The sequence below is a fragment of the Butyrivibrio sp. DSM 10294 genome, from assembly GCF_028539135.1.
GTDB lineage: Bacteria > Bacillota > Clostridia > Lachnospirales > Lachnospiraceae > Butyrivibrio.
Genome location: NZ_JANSWL010000049.1, coordinates 43,495 through 58,311, shown reverse-complemented (window position 1 = coordinate 58,311; position 14,817 = coordinate 43,495). Strand labels below are relative to the sequence as shown.

General features: G+C 46.8%; 12 protein-coding genes. All 12 read left to right on the top strand.

The annotated features are described in order from the left end of the window. The first annotated feature begins 19 nt into the window (after positions 1–19). Entirely contained in the window at positions 20–259 is a 240-nt protein-coding gene (locus tag NXH67_RS04280) for an RNA-binding S4 domain-containing protein (RefSeq protein WP_022779283.1), read from the top strand. Between the two features lie 71 nt (positions 260–330). Next, positions 331–642, top strand: coding sequence for an FtsB family cell division protein (locus tag NXH67_RS04275; RefSeq protein WP_022779282.1), 312 nt, complete (start codon positions 331–333; stop codon positions 640–642). A gap of 88 nt (positions 643–730) precedes the next feature. Next, the gene (gene tilS / locus NXH67_RS04270; RefSeq protein WP_272796529.1) at positions 731–2,191 is read left to right on the top strand and encodes a tRNA lysidine(34) synthetase TilS; all 1,461 of its coding nucleotides are present in this window, start codon (positions 731–733) and stop codon (positions 2,189–2,191) included. Beyond that, entirely contained in the window at positions 2,184–2,708 is a 525-nt protein-coding gene (gene hpt, locus NXH67_RS04265; protein WP_022779280.1) for a hypoxanthine phosphoribosyltransferase, read from the top strand. The genes tilS and hpt overlap by 8 nt, the downstream gene beginning before the upstream one ends. A gap of 18 nt (positions 2,709–2,726) precedes the next feature. After that, positions 2,727–4,586: an ATP-dependent zinc metalloprotease FtsH gene (ftsH, locus tag NXH67_RS04260; RefSeq protein ID WP_022779279.1), complete on the top strand. Its 1,860-nt coding sequence runs from the start codon at positions 2,727–2,729 to the stop codon at positions 4,584–4,586. A gap of 239 nt (positions 4,587–4,825) precedes the next feature. Further along, positions 4,826–6,934 carry an alpha-glycosidase gene (locus tag NXH67_RS04255; protein WP_022779278.1) on the top strand — a complete coding sequence of 703 codons (2,109 nt, stop codon included), beginning with the start codon at positions 4,826–4,828 and terminating at the stop codon, positions 6,932–6,934. 81 nt (positions 6,935–7,015) lie between these two features. Then, positions 7,016–7,879 (top strand): class II fructose-1,6-bisphosphate aldolase, encoded by an 864-nt coding sequence (gene fba, locus NXH67_RS04250; RefSeq protein WP_022779277.1) that lies wholly within the window; start codon positions 7,016–7,018, stop codon positions 7,877–7,879. Between the two features lie 72 nt (positions 7,880–7,951). After that, positions 7,952–8,455: a GreA/GreB family elongation factor gene (locus tag NXH67_RS04245; protein WP_022779276.1), complete on the top strand. Its 504-nt coding sequence runs from the start codon at positions 7,952–7,954 to the stop codon at positions 8,453–8,455. Between the two features lie 20 nt (positions 8,456–8,475). Next, on the top strand, positions 8,476–8,985 hold the full coding sequence (locus NXH67_RS04240) for a flavin reductase family protein (protein WP_272796527.1): 510 nt from the start codon (positions 8,476–8,478) through the stop codon (positions 8,983–8,985). A gap of 62 nt (positions 8,986–9,047) precedes the next feature. Further along, entirely contained in the window at positions 9,048–10,433 is a 1,386-nt protein-coding gene (locus NXH67_RS04235; protein ID WP_272796526.1) for an ABC transporter substrate-binding protein, read from the top strand. 13 nt (positions 10,434–10,446) lie between these two features. Further along, positions 10,447–13,542: an ATP-binding protein gene (locus NXH67_RS04230; RefSeq protein WP_272796525.1), complete on the top strand. Its 3,096-nt coding sequence runs from the start codon at positions 10,447–10,449 to the stop codon at positions 13,540–13,542. 62 nt (positions 13,543–13,604) lie between these two features. Next, complete coding sequence (locus tag NXH67_RS04225) at positions 13,605–14,801, top strand: FprA family A-type flavoprotein (protein WP_022779272.1); 1,197 nt, start codon at positions 13,605–13,607, stop codon at positions 14,799–14,801. The last annotated feature ends 16 nt before the right edge of the window (positions 14,802–14,817 follow it).

Below are 14,817 nucleotides of genomic sequence, written 5' to 3'. Positions count from 1 at the left end.
AATGGAGAATTACAGCAACATGAGATTAGACAAATATTTAAAGGTAACAAGACTTATCAAGAGACGCACCGTGGCCAACGAAGCCTGCGATGCAGGACGTGTCACCATCAACGGCCGCCCCGCCAAGGCTTCTGCCGAGGTTAAGGTGGGAGATAAGATCACCATCGGCTTTGGCAACAAGGATGTTAGCGTGGAAGTCCTGGATGTTCAGGAGACAATACACAAAGAGGACGTGACTAATCTTTATAAGTATATTTGACGTGGTCAATATAGCGTATTACAATGTATTTAGAGGTTTTATGAGAAAATCTATATATTGTGGGGTACAAAATGGCACGCAGAGCACGTTATAAGAGGCGTGGCTTTCAGAATAAGGCAGGCATCATCCTGACCACAACAGTAGTTCTTTTCCTGGTAGTTGCAGTATCCATCAAGGGATACGGTCTTAAGCAGAAGGCCAATGAACTTCAGGAGAAGGAAGCACTTCTTCAGCAGCAGATCGAGGAAGAGCAGGCCAGGAGCGAGGATATCGCCGAGTTCGAGAGATACACGCACACACGTAAATACATAGAGGACACAGCTAAGGAAAAACTTGGATTAGTCTATCCCGGTGAGATTATCTTCAAGAACACCGGCAACTGATATTACAAATCATAGCGCAGACAATGTACGGGGACGTATCTGTCTGCGCTTAGTTTTTTGAATGAGGCACGTCCCGCCGCAAAAGAGAATGAACGGATTTGAGAACAAAGTTTATAACTTCATAAAGAAAGAGCGGATGCTGGAACAGGCAGACGCTGTAGTGGTGGGCTTTTCCGGCGGAGCAGACTCAACGGCCCTGATGACGGTTCTGTATGAGCTTAGAAGACTTCTTGGAGTAGAGCCCGTGGCAGTTCATATCAACCACGGTATCAGGCAGGAGGCGGCAGAGGACGAGGCCTTTGCCGGGAATTACTGCAAGGAGCGGGGGATCCGCTTCATCTCGGTTCAGGAAGATATTCCATCGCTGTCTAAGAAATGGAACATGACAGAGGAGGAGGCAGGCCGCAAGGTAAGATATGAAGCCTTCAATAAGGCGGTAACAGACCTTGCCGGAGAAGGGAAAAAGGCAGTAATCGCCGTTGCTCACCATGAGGACGATGTGGCGGAGACTCTGCTGATGAATCTCCTTCGGGGCTCGGGTCTAAGAGGAGCCGGCGCCATAAGACCCGTTCGCGACAACGTGATAAGGCCGCTACTGTGCGTCACCAGAAGAGAGATTGAGGAATATCTTCAGGAAAAGGGCATAAGTTACTGCACCGACAGTACCAATGCCGAGAACATTCACACCAGAAACAAGATCCGCAATGAGGTGATGCCATATCTGATAAAAAATATCAATGATGAGGGCGCGGAGCATTTATCCCGTGCGGCTACGGATTTTGCCAGGGCAGATGAGTATATCAGAGGGCAGGCAAGCGAGCTTTTTTCCCGAATCGTTACCATTACGGGGGGCAAAGTGGTGTCATTTAATGTGACAGAGTTTGGCCTTCAGCCCGGTATCATCAGAGAGTACCTGATACTTATGTGCTTTGAAGCGCTGGTCACTGCCAGGAAGGACATTACAAGAGCCCATGTGGAAGCGGTTCTTGAGCTTACGGATACAACAGACGGAGGAGGGTGTTTGAATCTTCCCTATGACATTCTGGCAGAAAGAAACTATAATGAATTCAGGATGTTTGTTCAAAATACCGGGAAGCGCGAAAAAAGTGAAACATCCGTGGAAACCCGTTTTGACGTGCTATCGCTTTTAAAAGATAAAAATAGTCAAAAAATTAACATAAATTTGCCGGGATTGGGTGTAGCGGAAATTGAAATTTTAGAGTACAATGGCAAGACACCATATCCTACTGCTTCATATACGAAGTGGTTTGATTATGATAGAATACAAACAGCTGTCTTTAGGACAAGAGAGCCTGAGGATGAGATAATTCTCGATAAAGGCGATGCTTTTTACAGTAAGAAATTGTCCAAATACATGACGGATGAGAAGATTCCGGCAGCTGTGAGAGACAGTTTGCCGATCCTGGCGGAGGGAAACAGCATCATCTGGGTTCCGGGTTACCGCTACGGCAGCAAATACAAGGTCAGCTCAAACACCAAAAAAATTTTGGCTATAAATATAATCAATGGAGGAAATAACAATGGCTGAATCAGTTCGAATTCTACTTACAGAGGAAGAGGTTGACAAGAGAATCAGTGAACTTGGAGAGATGATCAGCAGAGATTATGCAGGTAAGACAGTTCATCTCGTATGCGTACTTAAGGGTGGTGTATTCTTTATGTGCGAGCTTGCCAAGAGAATCACTGTTCCTGTAACAATGGACTTCATGTCCGCATCAAGCTACGGCAGCTCAACCAAATCCAGCGGAGTGGTCAAGATCGTTAAGGACCTTGACGAGCCTTTGAAGGACAGGGATGTTATTATAGTTGAGGATATCGTAGACTCAGGAAGAACACTGTCATACCTTATCAAGATGCTGGGAGACAGAGGACCTGCAAGCATCAAGCTCTGCACAATGCTTGATAAGCCTGAGAGAAGAGTTACTGACGTTAAGGTAGACTACACAGGTTTTGAGATACCTGATGAATTCGTTGTGGGTTATGGTCTTGATTATGACCAGAGATACAGAAATCTTCCATATATAGGAGTAGTCGAATTCAATTAAACTTTGGGGGGAAAGAAGTTGAATCGTTCAAGAAATTTTAGTCCCATCTTTATTTTTGCACTGATCATGCTGGTATTTGTGGTAATACTGGAATATGGCTCAAGTCTTATGGCAGGAGGCAGTACCACATATTCCAGAGCCTTATTGGAGAGTGATGTCACAGCAGGGAGAGTCAAATATGTTGTGATCATGCCAAATGCTGAGACGCCTACAGGCTCTGTGAAAGTCAGCTTCACCGAGGGAAAAGATGATGTGACCTTTTATACCACAGATGTGGTATCGCTGGAGGAGTTCCTGACAAGCAACAATGTCACCGTTGAAGTTAAGGACATACCTACAGAGAACGTACTGATTAACGGCATAATTCCCATAATAGTGGGACTTGTGCTGATGGTCTTCATATTTAATCTGATGACCAATATACAGGCGGGCAATTCCGGCAACAGCAAGATGATGAACTTCGGCAAGAGCAGAGCCAAGATGTCCACCGGTGAGGAGAACAAGGTCAAGCTAAATGACGTGGCAGGTCTTAAGGAAGAGAAGGAACAACTTGCGGAGATAATTGAATTCCTGAAGGACCCCGGCAAATTTACCCAGGTGGGAGCAAGAATTCCCAAGGGAGTTCTGATGGAAGGCGCTCCCGGAACAGGTAAGACACTGCTTGCAAGGGCAGTTGCCGGTGAAGCGGGAGTTCCCTTCTTTAGCATCTCCGGCTCCGATTTCGTAGAGATGTTCGTGGGCGTAGGTGCTTCAAGAGTAAGAGACCTTTTTGCCGATGCCAAGAAGAATGCACCCTGTATCGTGTTTATCGATGAGATCGACGCCGTTGCCAGAAGGAGAGGAACCGGAATGGGCGGCGGACACGACGAGAGGGAGCAGACCCTGAACCAGATGCTTGTTGAGATGGACGGCTTTGGCGTAAATGAGGGAATCATCGTCATGGCAGCCACCAACAGAGTGGATATTCTCGATCCCGCAATTCTTCGTCCCGGACGTTTTGACAGAAAGATTACCGTTTCAAGACCGGATATTGGCGGAAGAGAAGAGATCCTCAAGGTTCACGCAAGGAACAAGCCTCTTGCAGAGGATGTTGACCTTAAACAGGTTGCTCAGACTACAGCCGGATTTACCGGAGCAGATCTTGAGAACCTCCTGAACGAATCGGCCATCAATGCAGCCATCGGAGACAGGAAATTCATTACACAGAACGATATCAACAAAGCTTTTATACAGGTTGGAATAGGAACAGAGAAGCACAGCAGGATCATCTCCGATGAGGAGAAGAAGATCACTGCCTACCACGAGACGGGACATGCGATCCTCTTCCATGTTCTTCCCGATGTGGGACCTGTTCATACCATATCTATCATCCCTACAGGCCTTGGGGCAGCAGGTTACACAATGCCTCTTCCGGAGAAGGATGAGATGTTCATTACCAAAAGGAGAATGCTCCAGGATATTATGGTTTCTCTCGGGGGGCGTATTGCAGAGGAGATCATATTCGGAGACATTACCACCGGCGCTTCCAGTGACATCAGGAAGGCCACACAGGAAGCCAGAAACATGGTTACCAAGTACGGCATGTCCGATAATATCGGCGTGATCAACTATGATGAAAATGAGGAAGATGTTTTTATCGGCTACGACATATCTCACAGCAAGAAGCACAGTGAGCTTATGGCGGGAGAGATAGACAGGGAGGTTAAGACCATCATTGACAAGTGCTATGCCAAGGCCAAGGAGATCATCCTTCAGTATGAGGATATTCTTCATGCCAGCTCCGAACTTCTTATAGCAAAAGAGAAGATCGGAAGGGAAGAGTTCGAAGCACTTTTTGAGGGTCATGCTATCACTACCGATGTTGAAGTGGCAATTTGACGGGCGAAAACGTTTGAGCCTTGTTAAAAATCTACAAAAACGAGTAGCTGTTTTTAGTAAATTTGTGAAGTATGTGTCTTTACTCATGGGTAGGTGGGTGTTAGTATAATATGCGTAACCCCCCAATACATTATATAGTTTTTTGCTATACCCCATAAGAAAGAAATACCTTCTCTAAAAAGACAGCTTGCCGCTGTCTTTTTTGCTTTATACGAAAAAATTGGGGTACAGAGGATTTTATGAACACTAAAGCTTTTTTCCACGACATGACGCTGGATTACTTAAGACCGGCGGAACCGGATTCAAACAGAGTTACACTGGTGCGCTTCAGATGCGGAAGCGGCGAGGCGGAGAGTATAGAGCTTATCTGGAATAACGAAAGACATCCCCTTAAGCTGTCGGAAACTGAGGGGGAATTTGATTACTTCGAGACCAGAGCCAAGACCGGAACAGGACCTTTTACCTATTATTTTGAGATCAGAGGCAAGGACGGAAGCTTTTTTGCCTACGATAAAAGAGGGTGCTGCAATGAGCCCATGGAGAGCATGAAGTTCAGGGTTCTTCCTGATTTCGCAACCCCTAACTGGGCCAAGGGTGCTGTAATGTACCAGATATTTGTGGACAGGTTCTGTAACGGAGATCCTTCCAATGACGTGGTGGACAGGGAGTATGCCTACAACGGCGGCTACAGCCATCATATCGCGGATTGGGATGCATATCCTGCCACCAGCTTTGATTTTTGCAATTTCTATGGGGGAGATCTTCAGGGAGTTCTTGATAAGCTTGATTATCTCAGGGACCTGGGCATTGAGGTTATCTATTTTAACCCCCTGTTCGTATCCCCTTCATCCCATAAATACGATATTCAGGACTACGACCACATCGATCCCCACTTTGGCAGGATCGTGAAGGATACCGGCAAGGTTCTTGCGGAGGGTCAGTACGACAACAGCCAGGCCAGCAAATACATCAGCAGAGTGACGGATAAGACCAATCTCACCGAGAGCGATATGCTCTTTGCAGAGGTGGTCAAAGAGGCTCACAAAAGAGGCATCAGGGTAATCCTTGATGGTGTCTTTAATCACTGCGGTTCCTTTAACAAGTGGCTGGACAGAGAGAGAATCTACGAAAAGTCCGGTGAGTACGAAAAGGGTGCCTTTGTAGCAAAGGACAGCCCCTATCATGACTATTTTGCCTTTAACGGAGGCAACTGGCCCTACAACGGAAATTACGACGGATGGTGGGGCTATGATACCCTGCCCAAGCTTAATTATGAGGGCTCCTCCGACCTGGAGGAGTACATTCTTGAGATTGGAAGAAAATGGGTGTCACCGCCATTTAACGCAGACGGCTGGAGACTCGACGTCGCAGCGGATTTGGGACATTCTGCGGAATACAACCATCATTTCTGGAGACGATTCAGACAGGAGGTATTAAGTGCCAATCCTGAGGCACTGATCCTTGCAGAGCACTACGGACCTGCCAAGGACTGGCTTATGGGTGATCAGTGGGATACTGTCATGAACTATGACGCCTTTATGGAGCCTGTCAGCTGGTTCCTTACAGGAATGGAGAAGCACAGTGATGAATTCCAGCCCTACAGAGTGGGTAATGCGAGACAGTTTTTTGACACACTGCTGTATGCCGGAGGTGAGAACTTCACAACCTCTTCTCTGTACTGCGCTATGAATGAGCTGTCCAACCATGACCATTCCAGATTCCTTACAAGGACCAGTCAGAAGGTGGGAAGGACCGAGACTCTTATGGCAGCCTCAGCCAATACAGGCATCAAGAAGTCGGTGCTGAGAGAAGCTGTTGTTATGCAGATGACCTGGCCGGGAGCGCCCACTATTTACTACGGCGACGAGGCTGGTGTATGCGGCTTCACCGACCCCGATAACAGAAGAACATATCCCTGGGGCCATGAGGACAAGGCTCTCATTGATTTCCATAAGGAGATAATAAACATTCACAAGACCTGCCCTGAGCTCAAGACGGGCTCTGTGAGAGAGCTTCTTGCAGATTATAACTTTATTGCCTACGGAAGATTCAACAGGACTGCGGCAACGGTTGTGGCTATCAACAACAACGATTTCATGGAGACCAAGGAGATCGAAGTATGGCCCCTTGGAATTCCGAGGAACGCCAAGCTGTCAGTTCTTATGAAGACCGATAATGCGGGATATTACACCACTAACACAACATTTTCTGTGGTGGAGGGAGTTCTTACACTGACACTTCCCGCAAGAGGCGCAGCCATCCTTCGTTACAACAGTTTCGAGGCTGTATCCAGTGATGAATTCTGGGCTGAGAACGAACTTGATTTCGGAGGCAATGAAATACACTAAATTTGTTTATTTTTCTGAACTACAAGTATATAATGAAATATAACTATAACCATCAAAAACACAAGTAAGGGAGAGAAACAAATGTTAGTATCCGCAAAAGACATGCTTGTAAAAGCAAAAGAGGGCCACTATGCAGTAGGCCAGTTCAACATCAACAACCTGGAGTGGACAAAGTCAATTCTCTTAACAGCAGAAGAGCTTAAGTCCCCTGTTATCCTCGGTGTTTCCGAAGGCGCAGGCAAATATATGACAGGTTTTGAGACAGTAGCAGCAATGGTTAAGGCTATGGACAAGAGCCTTGGAATCACAGTTCCTGTAGCTCTTCACCTTGATCATGGTACATATGACGGATGTTACAAGTGCATCAAGGCAGGTTTCACATCCATCATGTTCGACGGTTCACATTATGACATCGAGGAGAACGTTGCCAAGACATCTGAGCTTGTTAACGTATCTCATCAGCTTGGCCTTTCAATCGAGGCTGAGGTTGGTTCCATCGGCGGCGAGGAAGACGGCGTTGTAGGAATGGGCGAGTGTGCTGATCCCGATGAGTGCAAGAGAATCGCTGATCTCGGCGTAGACATGCTTGCAGCAGGTATCGGTAACATCCACGGCAAGTATCCTGAGGGATGGCCGGGACTTCGTTTCGACGTTCTTGATGCTATCCAGCAGAAGACAGGCGTTATGCCTCTCGTTCTTCACGGCGGCACAGGAATTCCTGCAGATATGATCAAGAAGGCAATCACACTTGGCGTATCCAAGATCAACGTTAACACAGAGTGCCAGCTTTCATTCGCTGAAGCTACACGTAAATACGTTGAGGCAGGCAAGGACCTCGAGGGCAAGGGATTTGATCCTCGTAAGCTTCTTGCTCCCGGCGCTGAAGCTATCAAGGCTACAGTTAAGGAGAAGATGGAACTCTTCGGATCAGTTGGCAAGGCTTGATAGAAGATTTACATTCGAAAAAATTAGGAGACGGGGCCCGGGTTCGGACCCCGTCTTTTTTAGGAGTAAACTATGCATAACGAACTTACAAGAAAAGACATTGAGGATATGGAGGCAGAGATCGAACACCGCAAATGCGTGGTTCGTAAGGAGCTCCTTGAGCATGTAAAGGAAGCAAGGGCTCAGGGGGATCTGTCCGAGAATTTCGAGTACTATGCGGCTAAAAAGGCCAAGAACCAGAATGAAAGCAGAATCAGATTCCTGGAGAGAATGATCAAGACCGCAAAAGTAATTGACGATAAGGCCGGAGAGGACGAAGTTGGCATGAACAAGTCTGTTACGGTCAAGATCGTGGAGGACGACACCGAAGAGACCTACAAGATTGTCACAACCATGAGACAGAACTCTCTTAAGGGGCTTATCAGTGTAGAATCTCCTCTTGGCAAACAATTACTTGGACATAAAGTAGGTGACCGTGTTAATATTGTAGTAAGTAATGATTTCAATTACGATATTATTATTACCAAAATTGAGAACACAGGTCTCACGGATGATGATGTGATAAGAGACTTCTGATCTCGGGAAATGGAGGTTTTATGCGCGTTTTTCAGCCTGTTGACCCTACGGATATTGAAGATGGACCATATACCTTTGTGGGCGATAAGATCATTATCACCAGTACAGATGGCAAGAAGGTTAACATCACTGCGGCTGCCTGGGGCGGCGTAGGATATCTGTGGGACAAGCGCCTTGTTTTTATCTTTGTCAGAAAGAGCAGATATACAAGGGAACTGCTGGATACAACGGGAGAGTTCTCCGTAAGCTTTGTTGACCAGCAGGAGTTCAGAGGAGCGCTGAAGTACCTTAGTCTTGTGTCCGGAAGGGACGAGGATAAGGTGGCCGGTGCGCGCATGAATATCGGTTATTATGAGGGCATCCCTTATGTAGAAGAAGCGGGGGAGGTCCTTATCTGCAAGACTGTTTTCAGGCAGGAGCTTGAGAAGGAAGGCTTTATGGAGGAAGGCCTTGCTGAAAAGTTTTATAAGGATGAGGGTGAGTACCACATCCTCTATGCGGGAGAGCTATTGAAGATCCTGTTAAGATAAGCGGTTTTGTTTTACATATGAACATGGGGATGAAGATATAAGACTGATAAGTTGAGGTATCTATGAAAATCAGCAGAATCAAAAATATCTTTGTCGGAATGATTACTACCTTGGCGGTAGCAGCAGGGGCGCTGAATGGTTGCGGACAGGCGGCGAACCCTGCTGAAAGTACGCCAAATGCATCATCAGAAGCATTGCAGGAGGCTGCTTCGGATACAACCTCCCGTGAGCAGACTATCGGAAAACCCACTGCCGACGAAAGTACCGATATCGGCGGTGAGAAGATCACAATTCGCATAGCATCCTGGTATCAGGAGAGCTATCTTACCAATCTGAAAAACTATTTATCTGAAGAATTTCCGGAGTATTCCTTTCACTTTTTATATCTTGAAAAAAACAATTATGAGGCCCTGATGGATGATCAGCTGGCCTGTAAAGCTGCGCCCGACATTGTGTGCATCGATCCGCCAATGGCCAGAAAGCATGCAAAGAGCGGTAATATCATGAATGTATCGGATATAACCGCAGCTTTTTCCGAGGAAGGAAAAGAAGCCTTCACATATGACGGTAAGGTTTACGCTGTACCCAATACCTGTAACTACGAGTGCTTTTTCTACAACAAGAAGCTGTTCGAGGAAGAATGGAAAAAAGAACCTGCTGATTACATGGAGTACATAGAGCTCTGCGATTATTTCAGGCTGGAGAAAAATATGAAGCCTCTTGCTGCCGGTTTTAAGGATGAGAGACTTCTGGCCAACAGTGCGATTATTTTCCCCAATGCCGGATATTTCACTACTATATATGGCAAAACCTTTGGAGACAGGCTGCAGTTTGGCAAGGCATCTTTTTACAAGGAGCTGTATGCGGACCTTAGCCTGTGGGAAGTGCTCCTGGAGCATGAGATTCTGGTTCCGGAGATGTTCCTTCTTGATAAAAGAGCAGCGATAGAGGAATTTGCCACCGGCAAGGCGGCAATGATGGTGGGAGAGCCAGCTGATTACGCTCAGGTGATGGAAGCCAACCCCGAAATGGAGGTGGGAATCTTCGTCATTATGGATAAGAGGAATAAGGAATCGGCAATGATAGGCGGGAATGAGTGCGGCTTTGCAGTAAACAGCTATGGCAAGCACGTGGAGGAGGCTAAGGCGTTTGTGGCAAGCCTCGCAACGACAGAGGGGCAGGAGGCTCTGTGGAGGGACAGAGTGGGAAGTCAGACCTATCTGGCCAATGTTAAGTTCAGCAATCCTGACAGCTTTGACCCGATCAGGGATATTCTGGAGGAAAACAGACTGGTGGCGCCTTATTACAGCTGGGGCCCCCATAGCAGAGAATTGTATCAGACCTTTGGACGAGAGCTTCAACAGGTGGTGCTGGATAAAAAGGACCTGGCCACCGCATTACAGGATATGGACCAAGAGGCGCAGTTAATCCGAGAAGAAGAGTGGTAATAGAGGGGCTTATATGAACGGGAATAACAGAAAGAGCATAAAATTTCAGCTGAGGATAACATTCGCGATACTGATCGTGGTACCTATTGTGGTGCTGGGCGTGTATGCGTACATTGTGGCGCGCAATAACCTCATAGCGCAGACTAAGATAGCAATGCAGGGAAATGTGGATGTTATAGCCTATGGTATTGAGAACAATATCAAGAATGAGAATGATGTCATTAAGTTCTTTTCCTATGAGACGGATTTCAGAAAGGTGCTGCAGCATGTGAATCGTGATCCATATGCCCTGACGGAGTCCCTTAATGACAGGATTGAGCCTCTTATCTGGTATTACTTAAGTAGCGATACTAATATTTCTGATATTCATATCTATTCGACGCTTCTACAGCAGGATCATATAGGTGATTTTACCAGCATTCCTGAGACAGCGCAGGAACTTGCGTGGTACGAAGAGTGTAAAAAAGAGTACTCAGCCATGTGGGTTGTGGACGGCGAGGGCGGCGTTTATGTCATCAAGACTCTTCTTGATGTGGCTACATCTTCGCAGGTTATCGGAATGATCACCTTAAAGATAGACACGGATCAGTTTTTCTCTATCCTGAACCAGGCCAGCTATCTGTCCAACGGTATCTATGTGCTTAACGATAATGATGAGATAATCATCCATAAGGCCACGGGCAGCGAGGCAGTTGATAAGGGGGTTCTTGAGAATATCACAGCGGGAACCACAGAGCAGAATGCTGAGAAGTTCAGCTATACTCAGAAATATTTTCTTTTGCCCTCTGAGACGATCTCAAATGGCTGGACTGTTTATTACTATATTGACAGAAGTGACATTACCACTGACGTTTTTGGAATGCTGAGGACGGTGATAGTGATAGCACTGATCATGTTCCTGTTGTCTTACAGCTTTGCCAGCATTTTCGCAAGTAACTTAAGCAGGCGTGTTACGGGGCTTAATAAGCTGGCAAATGAGGTAAAGCACGGCAATTTCGAGGTGTCCTACAGCGATGCCTATGAAGATGAGATAAGCCAGCTTGCGGATTCCATGAACAGCATGACCAGCAAGCTAAAGGAAATGATGGACGAGATCAACAGAAGGAATGAGGAGGACCTTAAGCTCAAGGAGAGTGATATTCATTACAGAGAGTGGCTCTTCGACTTCGTGGTTGAGAGAAATAATGACGTTTTGGCGGTGCTGAACACAGAGAGCTATGCGCCGGACTTTGTTACGGCCAATGTTGAGGCTACACTAGGAATCCCGCTGGATAAGGTAAAAGAGGATATCAGAGTCCTGTCGCAGATTCAGCTTGAGGACGAGAGGTTCAAGGAAAATGTGAAGATCTCTGACAAGATTCAGGAGAGCATGCGAACCGGCGAGATCATCGTTATGGATGAGCTTAAGTTCGAGCACAAGCAGACCAATGAGCATCTGTATTACAGAGGCGTTATCGTCAGCACCATTGACGACGGCGGTAAGAGGCTTGCTATCGCTCTTTATGACAGAACTCAGGAATTCAGGAGAAATCACCAGCTGCAGGAGGCGCTTCAGGCAGCCGAGACAGCTAATAAGGCCAAGACAAGCTTTTTGGCAAATATGTCCCATGACTTCAGGACTCCTATGAATGCCATTACGGGCTTTAATCTTCTGATAGACAAGAACTGCAACGATCCTGAGAAGGTAAGGGAGTATACTCATAAGATCAGTCTTGCGTCCCATAATCTTCTGGGACTGTTAAATGATGTTCTTGATATGAGTAAGATCGAGAGCGGTAAGACGACGCTTGATATACAGGAAATGAGGATGGGGCAGCTCCTTGAGGAGGTTAATACCGTCATCGGAATGCAGGCCAAATCCAAGAATCAGGATTATATCATTAATGGCAACGGGCTTCTTCATGACAGGTTCATGGGTGATAAGCAGAGGATAAATGAGATTCTGGTGAATATCCTTGGCAATGCCGTTAAGTATACTCAGGAAGGTGGCAGGATAGAGTTTACGATTGAGGAGAGCACCACCTCTTCCGAGGGCTTTAACAATGTTCGGTTTATTATATCCGACAACGGTATAGGAATGAAGCCGGAGTACAAGGACAAGATCTTTGATGCCTTTTCAAGAGAGGAAAAGGGAGCCACCAAGACTATTCAGGGAACGGGCCTTGGTATGGCTATAACCAAGAGTCTGGTTGAACTCATGGGCGGAACCATCAGAGTGGATTCGGAGGAAGGAAAGGGATCCACCTTTACCGTGAACCTAAGGCTGCAACTGGCGGGAGAGAATGAGATATATTGGAAGGACAACGGAATAAAGTACTTCCTTGGAGTGAATGGCAATATCGAAGAGAACGTATTTTTCAGAGAAAGGATGAAGGCTGCAGAGCTTGAGGGCGATGTGGCTACCAGTGCAGGTGAAGCTCTGCGCTATATTGAAGAGTTCGAAAAGACGGGAAGGCATTTGGATTTCATCATAATCGATGACGACATAGAAGATATGCCGATTACGGATCTGATCAAGGCCATAAGGACCGGTGAGCAGGGCCGAAAGGGAATTATATTTGTGGCTGTCATCAACAAATCCGAAGTAGAAAAGCCTCTTATAGAGGCCGGCGCCACCAAGGTGCTTCAGAAGCCGATTCTGGAATACATGTTCAAGCAGGCCTTTGATGAGATGGCACAGGGAAGAGCCGATGCAGAGGCCAAGGCAGCTGAGAACACCAATCCACTGGATGGTATGAAGTTTCTGGCGGCAGAGGACAACGATATCAACGCCGATATCCTCATAGAGCTGATGGATATGGAAGGGGCTACGGTCACAAGAGGTGTCAACGGACAGGAAGTTGTTGAGATGTTTAAGAATGCCCATGAGGGAGACTATGACATGATCCTTATGGATATTCAGATGCCTGTGATGAACGGCTATGAAGCGGCAGCAGCCATCAGAGCCCTGGGTACAGACTGGTCTCAGAAGATTCCTATTATCGCCATGACAGCCAATGCCTACGCTGACGATGTGCAGCAGGCATTCGATGCAGGTATGAATGCGCATGTCACCAAGCCCATTGATATCCGCATAGTGGAGAAGACGATTTTGGAATTTAAGAAGTGATGTGATAGAATTGAATAAGCACCGTATTTCGTTTAATTTCTTAAATGTAAAGAGGGATAATTATGAATAACATCAAGAAAGTGACTGACAGAATTTCCTGGATTGGCGGAAGCGACAAGCGTCTTGAGCGTTTTGAGAACATTTTTCCCATACCGGAGGGTGTTTCTTACAACAGCTATTTTATTGATGATGAGAAGACTGCGGTCTTCGATACTGCGGATATTACCGTGGCAGATCAGTATCTTGAGAATCTAAGTGGGGCTCTTAGCGGAAGAAAACTGGATTATCTCATTGTTCTTCACATGGAGCCGGATCATTGTTCACTTATCAACACAGTAGTGGCTTTGCACCCCGAGGTTACGGTGGTGGGAGGAGCCAAGACTTTTACCATTATGGAACAGTTCTTCCCGGAGGCTGCGGGCTTTAACAAGCTTGAGGTCAAGGAGGGGGATACTCTTTCCACCGGTGCGCTGGAGTTTAGTTTCATCGCAGCGCCAATGGTTCACTGGCCTGAGGTTCTTATGGCTTATGAGAAGAGTAGCGGTGCGCTGTTTTGCGCAGATGCATTCGGAACCTTCGGGGCCCTTGACGGCGGCATTTTTGCCGACGAATACGATTATGAGAAGGACTTCATGGACAGCGCAAGAAGGTATTATGCCAATATCGTTGGCAAGTACGGAATGCAGGTTCAGGCGGTTCTTAAGAAGGCAGCAGGACTTGATATCAAGATGCTCCTGTCTCTTCACGGACCTGTGTGGAGGAAGGACATCAATCTTCTTATGGATAAGTATCAGAAGTGGAGCACCTACGAGCCTGAGAGCGATGATATAGCTATCGTGTACGGAAGTCTCTACGGTCACACCAGGAGCGCTGCGGATGCGGTGGCTTCTGGACTTAGGGAGAAGACCGGCAGGAACATCAAGGTGTATGATGTGTCCGGAACAGATGTGTCCTACCTGATTGGGGAGGTATGGCGCTGCAAAAAGATTGTTCTTATGTGCCCAACCTACAACAATGGGATCTATCCTCCTATGGCGGCATTTTTGCACGATATGGAGGCGCTTGCTGTACAGAACAGGACTTTTGCTCTTGCTCAGAACGGAACCTGGGCTCCGGCTACGGTTAAGCTCATGACCGAGAAGCTCTCGGCCCTTAAGAATGTTACTATACTTGAGAATAGTCTCACCATCAAGAGTGCGCTTCATTCAAGTGACGAAGAAGCTGTGAAGGCTTTTGTGGATGCTATTGCAAGTGCGTGATCTTAAATTCTTTTCG